The following is a 21,037-nucleotide window of genomic DNA, read 5'->3' on the forward strand; positions in this document are numbered from 1 at the left end:
TAGTTATATGAAATATATCATTATCGGTTTAGGAAATTATGGTCATGTACTTGCCGAAGAACTCTCGGCTTTGGGACATGAAGTAATAGGTGTAGATAATAGCCCAAGTCGTGTAGACAATGTAAAGGAAAAGATAGCTACTGCCTTTGTCATTGATGCTACCGACGAACAAGCTCTTTCTGTATTGCCGTTGAATGGTGTGGATATCGTGATTGTCGCCATCGGTGAGAATTTCGGTGCTTCTATCCGTGTGGTAGCCCTGTTGAAGCAGAAAAATGTGAGGCGCATTTATGCCCGCGCCATCGATTCTGTACACCGTTCGGTACTTGAAGCCTTTGGTTTGGAGCGCATTCTTACCCCGGAGGAAGATGCTGCCCGCGGCCTGGTGCGTAAGCTGGAGTTTGGTGCGGATATTGAAACCTTCCGTGTATCTCCCACCTATTACGTCTTGAAATTTAATGTTCCCGAGAAATTTGTGGGCTATACGGTGAATGAACTGAATTTGGACCAGGATTTTCATCTGAAACTACTTGCCTTGAAACGAGCCGAAACCTTGAAAAACTGTCTTGGCATCTCCTTTACCGAGCATGATGTAGTGAATGTTTTGCCGGAAGATGATCAAATTCAGGTCGGTGACCAGTTGGTGTGCTATGGACGTTACCGGGACTTCCAGAAGTTCTGGAAAGCGTTGTGATAAACCTTCTTCGAATTAAGCTGATTTTATTGTTTTTCCTGTGGAAGATTAATATCTTTGTTGCCTAATGCTAAATCGTTCTTCCATGGTGGAACGAAACTTTCTCCATGACAGAACTATTTAGTGTTAGGTATCTTTTCCTTTAGCCATCAGGGAGCAGAATACTGAAAATGACGGTGGCAGAATTAAACTTCAGAAATAATGAGTGCTTATTACGACCTTTTTGAGAGACCTGATATTCTCCAGATCAATGGCAACAATCCCTTTATGCCCGTTTTATACCGAAGGAACCATCGGTGAAAAAGAATTTATAGACCGTGTTTATCTATTTAACGGAATCAGTCGCAGCATACTCGATGAATATTAACAGAAAAATCCCTACATCAATCGAGTATTCCCACATCATGGAGTGCAGCTACAAACAGGTTATTCTTGATTTCGATGTTAACCTCCAAAGCTAATCATTTTTCAACTTTACACACTCTATATCATACAAACTGAGCAGGACGTTATTACTGAGGAAACTTTTTTTCATTCTTTTATTTACCAGCAGTTTATCTGTTATCTTTTATCCTCCGATAATCTCCATTTAAAGCACCATGTCGTTTTTGCCTGTTGTATTTTTATATTGTGATCACAAGGAAGCAGGTTTTGCTAACATGCAATGGTCACTAAAATAGGTATGGCGCCACGCGGGGTGGGGTGATGAAGATGGTGTTAGATGCTTTGATCGATACAGGATATAACGTCAGGATACGAACTTTTATGCCAAAACAGGTGGAAATTATCGTGCATTTTTTGGATGAACCTTAATAAATGAATTTACTCTGTTGTTTTATGTTAAAGCGGGAAGTTTGATTAAACTTCTCGCTTTTCTTTTTGTCATAAATATGTTGCAACATAATAATTATAATTGATATAATGTATTAATTTAAAAAGGAATAGAATAATGAAAAAGATAATTTTATTATTGGTAACTGCTTTCTTGATGGGTGGTATGGCGATGGCACAGCAAGTTCGCCGTGGTGACAAAATGCCTGATCCAAAAACTCGTGCCGAACGTATGACTGAACGCATGGTAAAAGAATATTCTTTAAATGATACGCAGAAGAAACAGTTACAGGAAGCCAATCTTGCGTTGATGGAGAAAATGGGTAACATGTCGATGTCTCGTAGGCCGGATATGGGACGGGGGGACAACAACAAGTCTGGCAAGAAAGAAGGTAGAAGACCTCAGATGACCGATGAAGAACGTACAAAGATGAAGACGGAAATGGAGAAAAATCGTAAAGAAATGGAAACAGCCCGTACTGCTTATGATACACAGTTACAAAAGATAATGACTAAAGACCAATATGCTGCTTATACAAAAAATATGAAGGATAGACAGGCCAAGATGGAATCTGGAAGAAAAAATTCCAGAAGAAAATGAGTTTTTAGGATAACATAATGAAGTAAAGGGGGGGACGAAGGTAAGTAGTATAGACTTTTGTCACCCCCCTTTTGTCGTTTTTGCTTCATTTTCCCTTGTATTTTTCACGCTCTTTTCGTTTCTTTGTCCCTGTTAATTTCTAAAAATGAACGAATGAGAACAATGGTTTATGTGTTGGCTTGTGTGATGGCTGTGTTGTTTGCGGCTTGTTCTTCTCAAAAGAAGAATGAAAAAGACGATATGAAAGTCTTGATGCAAGACAGTACGGAAATTAATGGTCCAGAACGTATGCAGGTGTCTGATACGAAGGTGGCAATTACCTATAAAGGAAAAGAATATCATTCTTCTGTAGTGCGCCGTCCGGATGAGAACCTGCCTATTGTAAAAAATGACCAGGGTGAGAAGTTTATAGATAATCGAATTACCCTGCGTATCACTTGTGCCGGTAAGCAGATTGTAGATAAGGTATTTACGAAAGAGAGTTTTGCTTCGCTGGTAGATGCTAAATTTATGAAATATGCCATTTTGGAAGGATTGGTTTATGATAAGGTTACTCCACAAGGCTTTGTATATGCGGCTAGTATTTGCTATCCGCAGTCAGATTTATATGTTCCTCTCAGACTGACTGTTACTGTTGATGGTAAAATATCTATGGCAAAGGAGGAGTTAATGCAAGAATTATACGAAACCGACAGTATTAATTAGATTTATACTCCCTCTCTTTTTGTTTTCCAGATTGTTTCCAGTTTTTTGACTTATCTTTGCCAATATGAAAATCTTGATTGTAGAAGATGAACAGGATTTACGGGAAACTATCCGTACCTCGCTCTTGAAAGAAAAGTTTGTCGTAGAGACTGCCGCCGATTATTTTTCGGCATTGGATAAGATAAACGACTACGATTACGACTGTATTCTGTTGGATATTATGTTGCCTGGTGGAAACGGTCTTGATTTGCTACGTGAACTGAAACGTCTTCATCGCAGTGATAGTGTGCTTATTATTTCTGCCAAAGACTCTTTGGATGACAAAGTGGACGGGTTGGAGTTGGGAGCTGACGATTATCTTACTAAACCTTTTCATCTGGCAGAACTGAATGCTCGTGTGAAGTCTCTGATACGGCGTAGGCAAGTGCAAGGTGACTTAACGGTGACTGTCGGAAATCTGTTGCTTTATCCTGATAAGCGTCAGGCTGAAGTTAAAGGAACTCCTTTACAGTTAAATCGCAAAGAGTTTGATCTGTTATATTATTTCGTTGTTAATCCCAACCGGGTTATTAATAAAATGAGCCTTGCTGAGACGGTATGGGGTGATAATATTGATCAGGCAGACTCTCTGGATTTTATTTATTCACAAGTGAAAAATTTGCGCAAGAAACTGAAACAGGCCGGTGCTACCGTGGAACTGAAAGCTGTTTATGGTTTCGGCTATAAACTATCCGAAGTATGAAGTTGGTATATTACACGTATCGTAAACTTTCGTTGCTTTTATTTTTGCTGATGGCGATATGGGGGATATTATTTTATTATACCATCATGGACGAAGTGGTTGATGAAACCGATGATACTTTGGAAAACTATGCCAGGATATTGATAAATAACGCACTCAATGATCCTTCAGTACTTGAAACACAGGGAACATTGATGTCTTTCTACAAATTCCGTCCTATATCCGAAGAAGAAGGTATTCATTATAGAGAAGTTTTTTACGATTCTACGGTTTATGTTGAACTTGAGGATGAAGATGAACCGGTACGGGTCATGAGAACTGCCTTTCGTATGCCCGGAGGGCAGTTTTATGAGTTGGAACTGATGATTTCTATTTTGGAACGGGATGATATGGTTGAAGCTATGTTATGGTATCTCGGAGTTCTCTTTCTGTTATTTTTGATTTGTACTTCCATTGGTATACAGTTGGTGTTGAAGAGTGTATTTCGCCCGTTGCACAGATTATTGGATTGGTTACATGGCATTCAGCCGGGTAAGGAAGTACCACTGTTAGATAATCCGACGAAAATACGGGAGTTTCGTGAATTGAGTGTTGCAGCTGTGGATATGGGTAATCGTAGTTATAAAGCATATGAGGAGCAAAAGCAATTTATTGAGAATGCTTCGCATGAGTTACAGACTCCGCTTGCTATTGTTCGTGGAAAAGTAGAATTATTGGCAGAGAATGAAGAGCTTTCAGAACAACAGATGAAGGAGTTGGATGATATCTATAATACATTGGGTAGGGCAATAAAACTTAATAAATCTTTGCTGTTGCTTTCTCGTATCGAAAACGGACAATATACCGAAATGGAGGATGTTTCCATTGATGAGATACTTGATAACTTGTTACCGGACTTGGTGGATATATACGAGCATAAACAAGTTCATCTTGTACGCGAACGAGGAACGCAACCTTTTATGGTTCGTTGTAATCATTCTTTGGCTCAGATTTTGGTATCCAATTTAGTGAAAAATTCGTTGCTTCACAATCGTGAGAAGGGAGAATTACGGATTTTGACAACTTCCGATTCTTTGTGGATAAAGAATACAGGAGATGTGCCTTTGGACGGTGAGAAACTGTTTAGACGTTTTTATCGTGTTGCAGAGGGGAAGAAAGATTCTACCGGTCTTGGGCTTGCTATTGCACGTTCTATTGCTTGTTCTGCTTCTTTGAAGCTTACTTATGAATGGAACGAAGGAATGCACTGTTTCCTTCTTGTTAAAGATATTGAAAAATATCGTAAACTCTGATTATTCCCAAATCTTTCCTAATTCTTTGTCGTTATTTGCAGTGTGAATGATACGCATATTATTTAGTAACACTTTAAAAAATAACGATTATGAAGAAAATTTTATCTATGATTGTACTGGCTCTTGCGGCTGTTCAATTTGCATTTGCAGGAGATGTTATCACACAGGATGTCAAACAACTACCGTTGACTGCACGTAATTTTATCAACCAGTACTTCTCTAAACCGCAGGTTTCGCATATCAAGATTGAGACGAATATTCTGCAATCCAAGAAGTATGAAGTTTTATTGACTGACCGTACAGAGATTGATTTTGACAGTAATGGCAACTGGACTGAGGTTGATTGTAAAAAGGTTGCTGTGCCCGGAGCATTAATTCCTGTTTCCGTGAAAGAATACGTAAAGACTAATTTCCCGCAGGAAATTATCACGAAGATAGAACGTGGACGTAATGGTGTAGAAGTTGAGTTGGGTAACGACTATTCTTTGAAGTTTAATAATAAAGGAAAATTCGTCAGTATGGACGACTAATATGAATGAACTTTATGTCTAATCTCAATTAAATAAGGAAAATGAAAACAAAGATTCAATTATTAGCTATGATGTTTGTTGCTGTACTGGCATTCAGTGCGTGCGATGATGATGATGATAAGAATGATGGTATTCCTGTACCGGAATCTATTTCGAATGCTCTGAAGGCAAAATATCCCAATGCTACCGATATAGATTGGGAAAAGAAAGATGTTTATTTTGTTGCCGATTGTTGGGCAGATGGCAAAGAACTTGATGTGTGGTTTGATGTTAATGCCACTTGGAAGTTGACCGAAATCTCTATTGGGTGGAATGATCTTCCGGCAACTGTACAGACAGGTTTCAATGGTAGTGAATTTGCTATTTGGAAACGAGAGGATATTGATATGCTTGAATATCCGTTACAACCTATTCAGTACGTTATCGAGGTAGAGAATGGTAAAACTGAATATCAGTTATTTTTCTCGGAAGAGGGTAACCTGATGAAAAGTATTGATGTGACGGGGAAAGATGATACACATTGGCCGGTAACGGAATAGTTGTTTAATGATAATGGATAGTTAGATTGTGCTGTGCACCGCATGGTAGTTATCAACTATCCATTATCAATTAAATAATTACATCGGTTTATAATCTTTTGCCAACCCTCCCTCACTCGTTTCTTTATATAGGGACGGCAGGTCATTCCCTGTCTCTTTCATTACTTCGACTACTTTATCGAATGATACGCGGTGCATGCCGTCTGTAAAAGAAGAATATAAGTTAGCATCTAGAGCGCGTGCGGCGGCGTAGGCATTTCGTTCGATACATGGTATTTGTACCAATCCGCACACAGGATCACAGGTCATACCTAAATGATGTTCCAATCCCATTTCGGCGGCATATTCTATTTGTGCCGGACTACCACCGAATAATTGGTTGGCTGCTGCTGAGGCCATGGCACATGCTACACCTACTTCCCCCTGACAACCAACTTCCGCTCCTGATATAGAAGCATTCGTTTTTACTATGTTTCCTACCAATCCGGCAGTTGCCAGCGCGCGGAGAATACGCATGTCACTAAATTCACGACTCTTTGCCAGATGGTACAGTACGGCGGGCATTACACCACACGAACCACAAGTGGGAGCTGTAACGATGACACCTCCCGAAGCATTCTCTTCACTTACGGCAAGTGCATAAGAAAAGACCAGTCCACGCGACTGAAGAGAAGATTTGTATCCACTGGCACGTATATAATAGGTAGAAGCTTTGCGTCGTAGGTTCAACGGACCGGGTAATACGCCTTCTTGTTCCAATCCGCGTTTTACAGCAGATTGCATGGTTTTCCATACTTCTTGTAAATAATCCCATATATCACTGTTCTCACATTCCTTGACGTATTCCCAGTAACTTTTGCCGGTACGTTCACACCATTGTAAGATTTCAGTCATGTGGTTCATATCGTATACATCGGGAGTGTTGACGGAGGAAGCTCCGTCGTTTTCCTCAGCCAATGCACCACCACCAACGCTGAATACTGTCCATTGGTCGGTTTCTTTTCCTTCGGAATTTACTGAAACAAATTTCATTCCATTAGGATGAAAGGGGAGAAAAATTTTGGGTTCCCATATAATTTCCACCGGAGCTGCCGGTTGCAAGGTTTCAGTGATGGCAATATTCGTCATGTGCCCTTTTCCGGTAGCTGCAAGACTACCATATAATGTAACTTTGAATGCTGCGGCCTCAGGATGTCTTTCCAAAAATATTTCGGCAGCCTTGCGTGGACCCATCGTGTGGCTACTTGATGGACCTGTACCGATGCGATAAAGTTCTTTGATTGATTTCATATATATTTACGATTTAAAGATTTACGATTAAAATTGTTTTTATTATTTCATTTCAAATTTTCCCCTTTTTCGCTTTAACTAAAGTCTACTACTGTGATACCTGCACCTCCGAATTGTATGTGTTCATCGGCAAAATGGCGCACTCCGGGAACAGTCTGCAAATATTGGCGGATAAGAGTACGTAGAATTCCCGTACCCGTTCCGTGTAGAATACGAACGCGGGACATTCCGACAAGAATGGCATCATCTATAAAGTAGGTTATTGCCTGTAATGCTTCATCCCCACGCATGCCACGTACATCAATATCTTGCTTAAAATGCAGTTTCTTTTCGTACATGCTATCTTGCGTCTGACTACTGATAAAGGTGTTTTTGGCAGAGGCATTTGCCTGTTTAGGTTGCGCGTTGGTACGTTCCAGTCTATCCAGTTTGACGGTAGTCTTGATGCTTCCAAAAGCTACAATCGCATTTTTCCCATTTATTTCCATTACCTCACCAATCGAAGTTTGCCCTTTTATTTTGACACTACAACCGGGGATAATCGCAGCCAAGCGTTCGGCTTCCTTACGTGCTTGCTTTTCAGCCAATGCTTCTGTTGATAACTCTTTCTCTTTGTTTGTTTTCTTTTCTTTTTTCCGGTTCTGTTTTTCTTTCAGTTTCTCCATTTTGCGGGCTAACTTTTCCTCTTGCTCTTTACTGGCAAGATCTTCCATAGATTTACGGAAATCGGTCAGTTCTTGACGTACCTGACGGGTCTTTTCCTTTTCAGCTTGTGCTTCTTTAATGGTACGGATGGTATTTTCAATGCGGGCATTTGCGTTCTGTATCAGCTGTTCGGCTTCTTCTTTGGCTTTTCTCAGAATTTCCTTACGGGATTTCTGCAGCTCCTCCATTTCTTCCTGATAGCGGGCGATGGTTTCTTCCATGTGCTTTTCACGCTGACGGATTGTTTGGCGTTTACCTTCCCAATAGCGTTTGTCGCGCACAATATCTTGCAGATATTTGTCTGCATTGATGTATTCACTACCCACGATTTCAGAAGCATCTGCAATGACATCTTCCGGCAAACCGATTTTACGGGCAATCTCCACAGCGAACGAGCTACCCGGATTACCTATTTGGAGTTGGAATAAAGCTTGCATTAGATGACGATCGTATAACATGGCACCGTTTACTACTCCTTCATGGTCTTCGGCAAAATGCTTCAGATTTTGGTAGTGAGTAGTGATGACACCGAAAGTCTGTTTTTCGTTGAAACGTTTTAGAACAGCTTCTGCAATGGCACCACCGATTTGCGGTTCTGTTCCACCGCCAAATTCGTCAATCAAGATGAGACTGCGCTCATTGCAGCTCTTCATCATGATTTTCATATTGGTAAGATGTGAAGAATAGGTACTGAGATCATCCTCGATGGATTGTTCGTCGCCTATATCTATAAAGATACTACTGAATATGCCGGTATGACTACGTTCGTGCATAGGAATGAGTAACCCGCACTGCAACATATATTGCAACAAACCGACTGTTTTTAGACAGACCGACTTACCGCCGGCATTAGGGCCGGAGATAATAAGGATACGTTGCTTCCCGTGCAATTCTATATCCAGTGGTACCACCTTTTTACCATGTTTGGCTAGGGAGAGTTGCAGCAGGGGATGTACGGCCATAGTCCAGTCCAGTACCTGCCTGTTTTCAAAAGCTGGCTTTATGCCTGTAATCTGTTCGGCAAGCAGTGCTTTGGCACGTATAAAATCTATCTCGGCAAGAAACTCGTAAGATAATAATACATCGGGAATGAATGGACGCAATTGATTGGAAAATTCCATCAGGATACGGATTATTTCCCGTCGTTCGTCTCCTTCTAGTTCACGGATACGATTGTTGGCTTCCACCACTTCGGCAGGCTCTATGAATACGGTTTTTCCACTGGCCGACTCATCGTGTACTATACCTTTTATCTTTCTTTTCAAAGCCGGAGCTACAGGAATAACCAGACGCCCGTCACGCATGGTGGGAGTGACGTCTTTGTCTACAACACCTTCTGACTGCGCACTACGTAATATGCTGTTCAAAGAACGTGATATACTTCCCATCGTACTTGCCAGTTCTCTACGGATGCGTGCCAATTCGGTAGAAGCGTTATCCTTAATTTTCCCATATGGAGACAGGATGCCGTTAACTCTTCCAATGAGTTGTGGGAATACAGTAATATCTCCTGCCAGACGTTTCAGACGAGGATAGGGAGAAGCGCTTTCTTCCTCCGTGTCATCATTCTTTTGTAGAAAACGTACAATGTCGCGTATCGTTTCTAATGAACGTCGCAGATCGAAAAGTTCTTGTTCGTCCAGATACATTCCTTCTACTCGTATCCGCTTCAATGATGGGCGAACGTCGAAGAAATATTGTGCGGGGAAGTTGTCTTCCTCTCTGAGTATACGAACGAACTCCGTGACTTGTTCCAGAAGTTCCTCTACTTCACTAAAACGATCGGAGAATGTCATATCAGTCACACGTTCTTCACCAAGTGTGCTGAGACATTTCTCCTTCAGCAATTGACGTATCTGATCGAAACCTATCTTTTGTTCAAAATTTTGCGGGTATATCATGGGCATAGCCTATATATTATGTGGCAAAAGTACAATTAATTCGCGAAAAAAGAGAAAGTATGTTTGCAGAATTAAAAATGATTTGTACCTTTGCACCGCTTTCAACGGAAAGCCTTCTTGAGAAGGAAGTTTTGGAGAGGTGGCAGAGTGGTCGATTGCGGCGGTCTTGAAAACCGTTGTGCTGCGAGGCACCCGGGGTTCGAATCCCTGTCTCTCCGCTGAAACCTAAAGACATTAGGTAGCCAATCTAAGACAAGTCCCGTAAAATCAATGTTTTACGGGACTTTTTCTATTTGGTCGGCAGACAACCGAAAGACATGAAAATGCCCACTTTTGACAAAGTTCCGTTACTAAATCGTTACTGAAAAACAACCCATGAAAATAGTCATAATATAAGCAAAAATAAGTAAATGAGAGAAATAAAACTCTGCATTTTTTGCATTTATAAAATTTCACATCTATTCTTCATCCATTGCCACCGCCAATACAAATAGCAGCTACACCCTCTTTTAAATAGCAGTTACAAGCCAACTTCATACCTTTTGAGGTTTCCGGAACAAGCGGTTTCGGGCAGACAATCACAACACGGTCATCCGTGGACGGATTTTTGCCGCCATTCTCCGTTTTATACTGTCCTATCTGTTTCGGAATACGATATGAAGCATTGATTTTATGGGTAAATAACCGGATCTCAATAATTTGAAGTACCGGAAGAAGAGGCTTAACAGCCTCTTCTTCCGGCGTGGGGATGTTGGGTTTACAAATTGGGGTTCAGTATAGAATCTTCGTAGGGGTAGGGTGAATACATACGGCTATCATCCCATGTACCACTGACAGATACAGCTTCGTTTCGCATAATGCCGGGAGCCACTTCGATCATCGGGTTTTCTTTACGGTATTCAAAATGATCTTTGAAACGGTACATGCGGAACATGTCACGTGCACGGGTGGCCAGTCCGGCCCAGTAGTATCCTGCTATCTCCCAACCATGTTCGTTATAAGCAGCTTCGGCAAGCTCATCGGGAGTCATGGAGATACTGTAAAGATTGGATAATTGGCCGTCGGCACGGTTACGCACATGATTTAACACATCTACCGCCTTAGAGGTGACTTGTCCCGAACGGCCGATAGCTTCGGCATACCAGCAGTAAACTTGTGAAAGGCGGATCACTTGGATGGTCTTTTCGCCAAACTGTGGCAGAGGGGTAGGATTGGTATAGTCAAACTCTGTACCTCGTTCTGTACCTTCCACGGTTTTCATAAATACCGGCGCCACTACTTCGCGTGAAGGAGGATCGGTGTCGTACCACCAATCGTGTAGTTCACCATCGGCCAACATAATTTTAGGAAAATAAGTGGCATCTTTGCGGGGACCTTCGGGGAACTCTTTCCAGAATTTGATCTCTCCATTAGTATCACCCCAACCTGCTTGTTTCTGGTCTAACAAGAAGTCGGCCAACGGAGTCATCTGTGGGGTACGGTCGCGGTTATAGTAGATACCGAGCAATACTTCAGGATTGGCTGCGCTCCACTGAACGGAGTATACTTGGTTGTATTCGTCCAACAGGCGGTAATAGTAAGTCCCATTCTCTACACCATTTATTACCTCTTCGGCTTTATCCGCTGCCAGTTTATAGTATTCGGCTCCTTTGTTGAGTGGCCATCCGGCCATACACATATACACATAAGCCATAGTAGCTTTCACCGCTGCTTGGCTGACAGCGATATTCACTCCGTTCCGTGCATAAGGTTCGGAATCATACATTACAGGACAACCGGCTTCGGCGATTTTCAGGTCGGACAGAATAAGTTTGTATACCTCCTCAACCGGAGTAAGAGTGGCATTGTAATTGATTTCTTCTTCCAACATTACAGGTACGGCTCCCCATGTAGTTACCAGATAAAAATAGGAATAGGCGCGCCAATAGTGTGCCTGGGCAATGGCGCGGGTAATTTCTTCCTTACTGGTGTCTGGGGTACGGTCAGCATTATTAATAATAAAGTTAGCAGCTTTGATTACTAAGTATCGCTGTTCCCACATACTGACGAGCCATGAATTGTTGTCCGTCACGTTATATTGATCATGTTCACGCAAAGGCTGTTTGTTACTGGCGGGATGAGTAGACAGATCGTCACCTGCCAAGAAGTTTGTGCCACAATAATTATTCTGGGCTTGTGAGGTAGCTACCACAGAGTAGAGTGCGTTGAGAGAGGCAGCCAAATCTTCTTTATTACTGAAGAAACCTTCGGTAGTAAGCTGTCCGTATGGCTTTTCGTTGAAAAAGTCCTCGCAGGCTGTCAGACTAAAAGCTACAGCAGTTGCCAGTAGGGTGGCTTTAATATGATGAAAATTTGTTTTCATGTCTGTATGCTATTATAGGTTATTAAAATCTAAGTTTTACAGCGAAGGTAAAAGTACGTGGTACAGGGTAGGCACCATAATCCAAGCCATCGTAGCCGGTATAAACTTCAGGATCCATACCCTTATATTTAGTCAGGGTAAATACATCCTGTGCGCTGACTGTTAGTTGGATACCGGCAATTTTGGTCGCGCGGCGCGGGATGTTATAAGACAGGCTGATGTTTTTCAGCTTCACGAATGAGGCATCTTCCAGCCAGAAGTCGGAATTGGCATAGCTTTTATTATCAGTGTTACTGATACTGGGGTAGAGCGCTTCGGCTTTATTATCTACATAATCCCAACCCCGGAAGTAAGCGTCACAAAGACTGATGAAGCGTGACACACCACTCATTGAAGCAGTGGTGAAACGGCTTATATTTAATCGGTTATATCCTGTAGCTGCATTGAAGAATATATTCAGTGTCCAGTTTTTCCACGATAAAGTGTTGTTCCATCCCAATGTCCATTTCGGACTGGATTGCCCTTTGATAACAAGGTCGGCTGAAGTAGGGGTTGTGGTCAACGAACCGTCCGCTTTCTGATAGAGGTTAGCTCCGTTTTCATCAAATCCTTTCCATTGGTACACGTAGAATGATCCCAATGGATAACCCGGTTTCATGATTTGCATGGCTCCGCCCAGATCACTATAATTGGCACTCAGTACGAAGTCGTTACCTGCCAGGTCTATTACTTCGTTCTTTATATATGAAGCATTGAAAGAAGTCTCCCATACCAGAGTACTCTTGACAGGAAAAGTGCTGAACGAAAATTCCACACCGGTATTGTTCAGTTTGCCCTGGTTCACCCAATACGATCCGCCACCATTGTAACGAGGTACTTGTTTTTGGAAAAGTAGATCTACTGTGCGCTTTTTAAACCAGTCTACTGTAATGTCTATGCCCAGTAGGCTTACGTCCAGACCTATGTCATATTGATATGTCTTTTCCCATGTCAGTTCGGGAGTGGCAAACTGGTTACCCCAGTAACCTGTATAGCCGGTGGTGGTACCCCATCCATAGCTAGTACCCGACAACATTCCCAACGTACTATATGCCGAAATGGCCTCGTTACCCGTTACACCATAACTGGCGCGTAATTTCAGTTGTTTTAGTATTTTTTGATTAGCCATAAATTTTTCTTTGGCTACATCCCATGCCACGGCAGCCGAAGGGAACCATCCCCAGCGGTGGTCTTTTTGGAACTTTGACGAACCGTCGGCACGGAGAGCGGCGGTCAAGAAGTAACGTTTCTTATAGTCATAACTGGCACGTATGATACCCGATGCAAGCGAAGCTTCTGTATATGAGTTGCTTTCACTTCGTACAGCGGCATTGCTTATATTCCAGTAACCTACACTTTCATTATTCAGGTTCGAACCACTGGCACTCAGACCGGTATCTATGGTACGGCTGATCTCCCACACTCCCGTGGCAGTCAGCGAATGGTCACCCCACTGTCCTTGGTAAGTCAAGTTGTTGGTGTTTTGCCAGTAACGGTGCAGGCTGCTACTGTTACTCATACTGTTGATGGCTCCGGGGGCTATCAACTTGGAACTGAAAGAGTAAGAGGGACTATGATCGTAGTCGTAACCTCCCTGTATGTTGAATGTCAATCCTTTAGCAATTTTAAAGAGTAGATTTAGGTTGGCGTTTACATTATAACTATACGAATCGCTGTAATTTTCCATTGCCACACCGTAAGGATTATTTCCCGTACCGATATTGTAGGGGTCGTTGTTATAAATACCTGTTTCAGGATCACGTAATTCCATGGTGGGTGAAAAATTCAGTACGTGGAACCAGCTGGGTGCACCGTTTTCTTGATGGATAATGGCTGTATTCAGACGGGCGGACAAAGAGAGCCACGGACGAATGTCGGCGTTTATATTGGCGCGGAAACCATAACGCTTGTATTTGGAGTTGATGGTGACGGCCTGTTGGTCCAGCACATTACCCGAAAGGAGGTACTTCACCTTTTCCGTTCCACCGGATATGCCTACATTATAGTCTTGGCTTAAGGCAGTACGGGTCATTAAATCTAGCCAGTTGATACCTTTTGTACCATTGCGGTAGGCTTCCATATCTTCTGGAGAGATGGTCTGCGAACCACGGATGTCATTTAATGCCTGGGCGTACTCGTATGCATTGAGTAAATCATAGTCTTTCCGTACTGATGACAATCCTATCTTAGCGTCGAAAGTCACTCTGGCCCGTCCTTCCTCTCCACTTCGGGTAGTGACGAGGATGACACCATTGGCTCCGCGCGAACCATAAATGGCTGTGGACGAAGCATCTTTCAGGATTTCCATGGACTGGATGTCCTGAGGATTTAGTCCGTCCAGCCCACTAGACGAAATAATTCCGTCGATTACATACAACGGATCACTACTTTTGTTGATAGATGTGGTACCACGGATACGTACTTTGGCTCCTGAACCGGGCATGCCGCTGGTGGAAGTAACTTCTACGCCAGATGTACGTCCCTGTAAGATTTGTGAGACATTGGTCACAGGCTGACTTTCAAAACTACGCGTACCGACAGTGGATACGGATCCGGTCAGGTCACTTTTTTTCACTGTACCATAACCCACCACTACCACTTCTTCCAATAGTTGGTTATCCTCTTTTAGAATGATATTATAGAACGGAGTTTTACGGCTTACACGCGTCTCTTGTGGATTGTATCCGATGTATGAGATGACAAGAATACTTCGGGGTTCCACTTCCAGTGTGAATTTTCCATCTACATCGGTTACAGTACCTGTTTCAGGATGCCCTTTCACCACTACTGTGGCACCAATGATACTTTCACCATGTTCATCACTGACGAAACCTTTTACAATTTTTTTACCATCTGGAGTTAACTCGCCCCCCGTATCGATGGTAGCAGCACTTTCGATGGTTGTTTCTACATTCCCTTGTAAGGGTGACGCCATTTGTGCGGATAGGGGGGTAGATAAGAATAATAGAATATAGATACCCGTTACCCATATCCTTTTTCTTTGTGTTCTTTCTCTCATATTAGTAATATTTTAAAACAAAATCTGTATGAGAAAAAAGCAAGAACTGTGCCGAAAGTAGGTATTATGTATATATGATATTGATTAATAGTGTTTTATCCTGTTAGGGCATATAGGGATGTTGTGGAAAAGTGTGGAAAAAAGTGTGGAAGTTGTGGAAGAGAGTGTGGAATAATCTGGAGACTTGTGTGGAATTGGTCATAGAAGTCGTATTTAAGAGATATCGGATAGGTATCAAATAAGGCTGGGGTGTGGTTGTTCATAGATTTAAACGATTATCATTATGTTTTCTGAACTTAAAACTTTATACTTGCCACTTAAAACATCCGGGTGTTTTACCTTACAACATGGGGATGTTTTCGTCAACAACATCCGGATGTTTTGGGGCAATACATCCGGGTGTTTTAAATGTCGGATCATAATAAGTTGACTGTTGAGGCTTAGTTCTTTCTGTACTGTTTTATGGGAAAAGCCTGACTTTTATTAGGAAAAAAGGAGTGATGATTTGGATATCTCAAAAAGATGTCTTACTTTCGCGCTCCGAAAACAAGGAGAGATGCTCGAGTGGTTGAAGAGGCACGCCTGGAAAGCGTGTATACCCCTAAAGGGTATCCGGGGTTCGAATCCCCGTCTCTCCGCAAAATAAATCTGATAAAATTGAGACAAGAAACTGTAATAAAGGTTCTTGTCTCTTTTTTTTTAGGCTTAAGATAGATTTTGATGAAGAAAAATTGTACTTTTGTATATAGATGAAGAGTATATACATAAATGCTCTTATGGATTTCGGAAATAAAACACATAAAAATAATCATCCAATGAAAAACATTCTTTTCTTTTTGTTTTTGGGCATGTCATTTTGGGCTCCACAAATTGTATGTGCCGGAGATAATTCTTCTCTGAGAAATCAGGTTATACCTATTGCACCTGAAGTATGGCAATGTAAATCACCTCAAGATACTTTTTCCAAAGAGGTGAAATATCTTTTGCGGCAAAATAATAAGTATTTGTTGAATATGTGGTATAATGATGTAAAACATTTCAACGATCAGAAGGGGCAATATTTGGATTTTGGAGGAAATACCGAACATTTCATTCGTCCTATCTCTCATGCTGCCTTTACGTTGGCTGTATGCATAAAACTTAAAGTTTATGATGCGAAAGTAATAGGAGTGACTGAAAAGGGAGCGTTGGATATACTTTGTCGTCTGGTTCGTTCTGTTGCTTACAGGCATAAGGCGAATTCTAATGAAAAAGGATGGGGAGATCAATGGCAAAGTGCATTATGGGCTTCTCAGGTGGCCGAAGCAGCTTGGATGGTTTGGGATAAGCTGTCTGATGACGATCGTGAATTGGTATGCCGTATGATGGTGCATGAAGCTGATCGTTTCTTGAACTATGATATTCCTTATTATCGCGATAAAGCTGGAAATATTATTTTTAAGGGTGATACAAAAGCAGAAGAAAACGCGTGGAATTCAAACATACTTACTATAGCTACAGCTATGATGCCTAAAGCGGCAAATTATAATCGGTGGATGAAAAAGAATATAGAGCTTCAACTTTCGGCTTATGCTACACCTGACGATATTCATCGGGATACAGTGATAGATGGTATTAAGTTGAATGATTTTCTACAAGGCAGTAATGTAAATCCTGATGGAACGGTGATCAACCATTCTATTATTCATCCCGATTATATGGTTGCTTTTATGCACAATGCTACAAATACTTGGGTTTATAATCTGGCACGTTGTAAGCCTTTACAGTCTTCTGTTTATAATGGAGAACTTCTTTATCATACTCTTACCGAGCGATTGTTCAATGGTAAAACTATCTATCAAAAGACCGATGATGGGCATGCATCTTCTCTCATGTACTATCCTGAAGGTAATGATTGGGGAACAGGACGGCAAGAAAATTACTGGTTGATGGATATTATGGCTCATATTTTTAGCTGGGATACCGGTCTTTCAGTCAAAGCTATGGATTGGGCTAAGGCCAGAAATCAGCGAATGTTGGAAATGATGCAACGCAGTACTACCGGAAAGTTCTATCAAGAAAAGACTGAAAATAGTTTTGCATCACGCGAGGAATGGTTTGGTGCACAGATAGCCTGGGGATACTTGGGATGGTGGCTTTATAATTGTATGTAGCGGTATCAAGATTGTTTTCTTGTTTTTATCCTTTTCATTATCTATATTTGTAATATCTTGTTTAATTAAAATACTAATAATATGAAAAAGTACATTGCGGAAATGGTTGGAACCATGGTTCTGGTATTGATGGGATGTGGTAGTGCGGTATTTGCAGGTAGTGCGGCAGGGGCGGTAAGTGCAGGGGTAGGTACTCTGGGAGTTGCTTTCGCTTTTGGTTTGTCTGTAGTAGCTATGGCGTATGCCATTGGTGGAATTTCTGGTTGTCATATTAATCCGGCTATCACATTGGGCGTTTTCTTGTCAGGGAGAATGACAGGAAAAGATGCGGCTATGTATATGATATTTCAGGTAATTGGAGCAATCATCGGTTCGGCCATTCTTTTTGCGTTAGTTTCAACCGGAGGTCATGGAGGGCCTACTGCTACAGGTTCTAATGGCTTTACTGATGGAATGATGTTGCAGGCTTTTATTGCGGAGGCTGTATTTACATTTATTTTTGTGTTAGTGGTTCTTGGTTCAACGGATGAAAAGAAAGGTGCAGGCGCTTTTGCTGGTTTAGCGATAGGTTTGACTCTGGTATTGGTGCACATAGTCTGTATTCCTATTACAGGAACTTCTGTTAATCCTGCACGTAGTATTGGCCCGGCATTGTTTCAGGGAGGTACAGCTCTTTCTCAATTGTGGTTATTCATTGTAGCTCCGTTTGTTGGTGCTGCCTTAAGCGCTATTGTGTGGAAAATACTGGCAGGAGTGGAGAAAAAGTAGAAAAAGTATATTTTCATAATTTAGGAGTAAAATCCGCTCCTAAATTATGAAAGTATTAGAAACGTTTTATTTTTTTGTAGCGAAATGTCTCACTATATCCGTTCCTTTGAAATAAATAATCAGTGAGCAAACGATAATTATCATACCTGTCACGGTACTGAAAGTGGGATGTTCGTCCGCCAGCATCATCCAGCTTAATATAGCGCCGAGTATCGGATTGATAAGACGGCACATGTTGATATCGCTGACTTTAGCTCCTTTGCTTTGGAGTGCCATGAACCAGAAACTAAAGGCAAACACGGATATAAATACCAGGATGCCGAGACTGATATAGAAACCGATAGGTTTTCCGATAAAAGTGTGATAACCTTCTGTGCTGAGTCCGACAACATAGATAAGGACACCGCCAAAGAACATTTGTACGGCGTTCAGGAAGATGGGATTTACTTTCCCTTTCTCTTCGGACACGGAGATGGCGGAATATCCTTGAAAAACAATACTCAGAAGTAACAGGACAATACCTGTGATACCTTTCCAATCCAAAGGCTTACCGTCACTTCCCATTCCTACGATGAGTAGTAACCCTACGAGACTGACGATGAGGCTGACTATCTTGTGACCGTTCAATTTATCATCACTTGCCAAAAGGTGGGCTAACAGAACATTGATGAGTGGGGTCATGCCCATGATGATGGAGGATATGGCTCCACTGACGAAATCTACACCGAAATAAAAAGCGGTGTAACCCATAAACATGTTAATGAAGATCAGGTTGAGGAACAGTTTTTTATGTTGCTTGATTTCCTGCCACATCCCTTTGTGCCAGGTATAGGCGAACAACAAAATGCCTACGCTGATGAAACGGATACCTGCGAAGTTCATCGGGGTAAAATCATAACTTAGTCCTTGCTTGATAAACGGGTTGACAATAGCCCATAATATAGACGCCAGTATAGCGTATAAAAGTCCTTTTTTCATATTTATTGATAGTAGTTTTGCAAAATGAGTTGCAAAGATACGTCTTTCTCATGAAAAAGGTGCTCTTTCTCATTAAATTAGAAATTAAGCCACCGTTTGAAGGCGGAAAGTTTTTCTTCGCTAATGGTTATCTTACCCTTGAATGGTGGACGGACGGTGACGGACAGTTTTCCATTGAAATATGGTTCTGCATGGTCTATAGCATCAATACAAAGGATGATTTGCCGATTGGCACGGAAAAAGCGGTCGGGATCGAGCTGCTCCATCAATTTGTTGAGTGAAAGCTCGATGATGTGTTCCTGATTACTGTGGGTAACGGCGAAAGTCACTTTATTTTCCGAATAAAAATAGGCGATGTCACTGACTTGCAAAGACCAGAAACGATCTATGCCATAGATAAGAAAGCGAGTACGGTATTGTTTCTCTCTGGATTGAAGAGCTTCCAGAAGGATAGGCAGGTATTCATCGGGACGGATGCAGCTTTTTTCTTGCTGACTTTCGTATTTCAAGATGGCATCAGATAGGCGTTGTTCATCTACGGGCTTCAGTATATAATCGATACTGTTGACAGTAAAAGCACGGACGGCATACAGATCGTATGCGGTAGTGAAAATAATGGCAGAAGTAGGATGTGCCGCAGAGAGGAAATCAAACGAATTCCCGTCGGCAAGCTGGATATCCAGAAATATAAGGTCGGGGTGGGGATGAGCGGCAAACCAGTCGATGGCTTCTTCCACGCTACCCGGCAAAGTGGTAATGTTCCACTCCGGACGCAAACGGGTAATCATGGAGTGTAACAGGCGTGCTGCGGGTATTTCGTCTTCAATGATGACTATATTCTGTTTATTCATATAATAAAGGTACTTTTACGGTAAATATTCCGTCTTTGTTTTCGATTATGATATCTTTACCAGATATCAACTTACATCGCTTGGCAAGGTTTTTCAGACCTACACCTGAAGAGACTACACTCTTTTTGGGATGTATGGAATTACTGACTATCAGGTATTTGTTTTCGATATGGATAGTGATAGTCATCGGTTTACTTTGTGTGATAGAATTATGTTTGATGACATTTTCTACCAACAGTTGTAAAGTGAGGGGAGGTAATGCGCTATCCGTATATTGGGCAGGAATATCGCTTTGACAAATAAGGCAATTACCTAAACGAACTTCGTGCAGAAAAAGGTAAGAACGCATAAATTCCATTTCTTCGGTGAGAGTAACTGAATTTTTATCTTGGCATTGCAATACGTAGCGGTAAACACTGGACAGGTGTTTAGTGAAATGTACTGCATTAGCGGGATTGTATTCTATTTCGGCAATAAGCGTGTTCAGGCTATTGAACAAAAAATGCGGGTTCAGTTGGTTTTGTAGGGCAGTGTATCGAGCAGTGTCGTTTTCGGATTGTAACAAGGCTGTCTTTTTTTGTAATCGTAGAGTGCTCTGGATGGAACGGTTGGCAAGTAATAATCCTAGTATAACCAACTCTACCAACCAGACTACTATCAATAGTCGCCACCCGTTGTTGGGAAAGAGAAAAGGCTCTGATACTCCGGCCAGTATCTTGGCGCACACAAGCAGGCTGTAATTCAGTAACAGGAACAATAGCATTACCACTAAATAAATAACGGGTATTTTCCACCGGGAACGGAGGTTTACGGCATATTGTGTGTTGACCCATGAACTGAGACGGAGCATGGCATACCCCAATACATTGAAAGCCAGGATAAAGAAAATGAATGCACCACGCGAGTAAAGTGCATCGGCTATACGAGGGGTCAGGTTGGTGTAGTTCACCAACAGGAAATAGGAGAAAGCTCCCAATCCTGAAAACAGAATACCGTATATCAAATTACTCCATTTCATATTCATTCTTCTTTTTCCT

At 41.8% G+C, this 21,037-nt stretch carries 17 protein-coding genes, 2 tRNA genes and 1 pseudogene; 13 read left to right on the plus strand and 7 right to left on the minus strand.

The annotated features are described in order from the left end of the window. Window positions 1-7: 7 nt before the first annotated feature. The 9 genes and pseudogenes from C1A09_RS08870 to C1A09_RS08905 all read left to right on the plus strand — a co-directional run bounded on the left by C1A09_RS08870 (window position 8) and on the right by C1A09_RS08905 (window position 5,934). Entirely contained in the window at window positions 8-694 is a 687-nt protein-coding gene (locus C1A09_RS08870) for a potassium channel family protein (RefSeq protein WP_101543188.1), read from the plus strand. Window positions 695-895: 201 nt separating this feature from the next. Further along, a pseudogene (locus tag C1A09_RS08875) lies at window positions 896-1,052 on the plus strand (HU family DNA-binding protein); the annotation flags it as partial. A gap of 353 nt (window positions 1,053-1,405) precedes the next feature. Next, window positions 1,406-1,507 carry a DUF4248 domain-containing protein gene (locus tag C1A09_RS16225; protein ID WP_233519944.1) on the plus strand — a complete coding sequence of 34 codons (102 nt, stop codon included), beginning with the start codon at window positions 1,406-1,408 and terminating at the stop codon, window positions 1,505-1,507. 136 nt (window positions 1,508-1,643) lie between these two features. After that, the gene (locus tag C1A09_RS08880; protein ID WP_101543189.1) at window positions 1,644-2,126 is read left to right on the plus strand and encodes a DUF4890 domain-containing protein; all 483 of its coding nucleotides are present in this window, start codon (window positions 1,644-1,646) and stop codon (window positions 2,124-2,126) included. A 153-nt stretch (window positions 2,127-2,279) separates the two neighbouring features. Then, a complete protein-coding gene (locus C1A09_RS08885) occupies window positions 2,280-2,831 on the plus strand; it encodes a DUF4738 domain-containing protein (protein WP_101543190.1) in 552 nt (183 codons plus the stop codon). 64 nt (window positions 2,832-2,895) lie between these two features. Then, on the plus strand, window positions 2,896-3,573 hold the full coding sequence (locus tag C1A09_RS08890; protein ID WP_101543191.1) for a response regulator transcription factor: 678 nt from the start codon (window positions 2,896-2,898) through the stop codon (window positions 3,571-3,573). Beyond that, window positions 3,570-4,865, plus strand: a complete 1,296-nt coding sequence (locus tag C1A09_RS08895; RefSeq protein ID WP_101543192.1) for a sensor histidine kinase — start codon at window positions 3,570-3,572, stop codon at window positions 4,863-4,865. Before C1A09_RS08890 ends, C1A09_RS08895 begins: the two co-directional genes overlap by 4 nt. An 89-nt stretch (window positions 4,866-4,954) precedes the next feature. Beyond that, window positions 4,955-5,395, plus strand: a complete 441-nt coding sequence (locus C1A09_RS08900; RefSeq protein ID WP_101543193.1) for a PepSY-like domain-containing protein — start codon at window positions 4,955-4,957, stop codon at window positions 5,393-5,395. A 41-nt stretch (window positions 5,396-5,436) separates the two neighbouring features. Beyond that, window positions 5,437-5,934: a PepSY-like domain-containing protein gene (locus tag C1A09_RS08905; RefSeq protein WP_101543194.1), complete on the plus strand. Its 498-nt coding sequence runs from the start codon at window positions 5,437-5,439 to the stop codon at window positions 5,932-5,934. 78 nt (window positions 5,935-6,012) lie between these two features. On the opposite strand, the gene C1A09_RS08910 is transcribed toward C1A09_RS08905, so the two are convergent. Beyond that, the gene (locus C1A09_RS08910; RefSeq protein WP_101543195.1) at window positions 6,013-7,224 is read right to left on the minus strand and encodes an L-serine ammonia-lyase; all 1,212 of its coding nucleotides are present in this window, start codon (window positions 7,222-7,224) and stop codon (window positions 6,013-6,015) included. A 74-nt stretch (window positions 7,225-7,298) separates the two neighbouring features. After that, window positions 7,299-9,830, minus strand: coding sequence for an endonuclease MutS2 (locus C1A09_RS08915; protein ID WP_101543196.1), 2,532 nt, complete (start codon window positions 9,828-9,830; stop codon window positions 7,299-7,301). Between the two features lie 133 nt (window positions 9,831-9,963). Between C1A09_RS08915 and C1A09_RS08920 the strand changes: the two genes are divergently transcribed. Beyond that, window positions 9,964-10,048 (plus strand) — tRNA-Ser (locus C1A09_RS08920). A 539-nt stretch (window positions 10,049-10,587) separates the two neighbouring features. Here C1A09_RS08920 and C1A09_RS08925 read toward each other — a convergent pair. Then, complete coding sequence (locus C1A09_RS08925; protein ID WP_101543197.1) at window positions 10,588-12,192, minus strand: RagB/SusD family nutrient uptake outer membrane protein; 1,605 nt, start codon at window positions 12,190-12,192, stop codon at window positions 10,588-10,590. Window positions 12,193-12,214: 22 nt separating this feature from the next. Next, complete coding sequence (locus C1A09_RS08930; protein ID WP_245874989.1) at window positions 12,215-15,250, minus strand: SusC/RagA family TonB-linked outer membrane protein; 3,036 nt, start codon at window positions 15,248-15,250, stop codon at window positions 12,215-12,217. Window positions 15,251-15,800: 550 nt separating this feature from the next. On the opposite strand from C1A09_RS08930, the gene C1A09_RS08935 reads away from it, so the two are divergent. The 3 genes from C1A09_RS08935 to C1A09_RS08945 all read left to right on the plus strand — a co-directional run bounded on the left by C1A09_RS08935 (window position 15,801) and on the right by C1A09_RS08945 (window position 18,171). Further along, window positions 15,801-15,888 (plus strand) — tRNA-Ser (locus tag C1A09_RS08935). 177 nt (window positions 15,889-16,065) lie between these two features. Further along, window positions 16,066-17,403, plus strand: a complete 1,338-nt coding sequence (locus tag C1A09_RS08940) for a hypothetical protein (RefSeq protein WP_145998978.1) — start codon at window positions 16,066-16,068, stop codon at window positions 17,401-17,403. 81 nt (window positions 17,404-17,484) lie between these two features. Next, window positions 17,485-18,171 carry an MIP family channel protein gene (locus tag C1A09_RS08945; RefSeq protein WP_101543200.1) on the plus strand — a complete coding sequence of 229 codons (687 nt, stop codon included), beginning with the start codon at window positions 17,485-17,487 and terminating at the stop codon, window positions 18,169-18,171. A 66-nt stretch (window positions 18,172-18,237) separates the two neighbouring features. On the opposite strand, the gene C1A09_RS08950 is transcribed toward C1A09_RS08945, so the two are convergent. The 3 genes from C1A09_RS08950 to C1A09_RS08960 form a co-directional block, all read right to left on the minus strand. Then, complete coding sequence (locus C1A09_RS08950) at window positions 18,238-19,149, minus strand: DMT family transporter (protein ID WP_101543201.1); 912 nt, start codon at window positions 19,147-19,149, stop codon at window positions 18,238-18,240. A 77-nt stretch (window positions 19,150-19,226) separates the two neighbouring features. Next, window positions 19,227-20,000 (minus strand): LytR/AlgR family response regulator transcription factor, encoded by a 774-nt coding sequence (locus tag C1A09_RS08955; RefSeq protein ID WP_101543202.1) that lies wholly within the window; start codon window positions 19,998-20,000, stop codon window positions 19,227-19,229. Then, a complete protein-coding gene (locus C1A09_RS08960) occupies window positions 19,993-21,018 on the minus strand; it encodes a sensor histidine kinase (RefSeq protein WP_101543460.1) in 1,026 nt (341 codons plus the stop codon). Before C1A09_RS08960 ends, C1A09_RS08955 begins: the two co-directional genes overlap by 8 nt. Window positions 21,019-21,037 lie beyond the last annotated feature (19 nt).

Origin of the sequence: Bacteroides cutis, from assembly GCF_900241005.1 — a bacterium.
Lineage (GTDB): Bacteria > Bacteroidota > Bacteroidia > Bacteroidales > Bacteroidaceae > Bacteroides > Bacteroides cutis.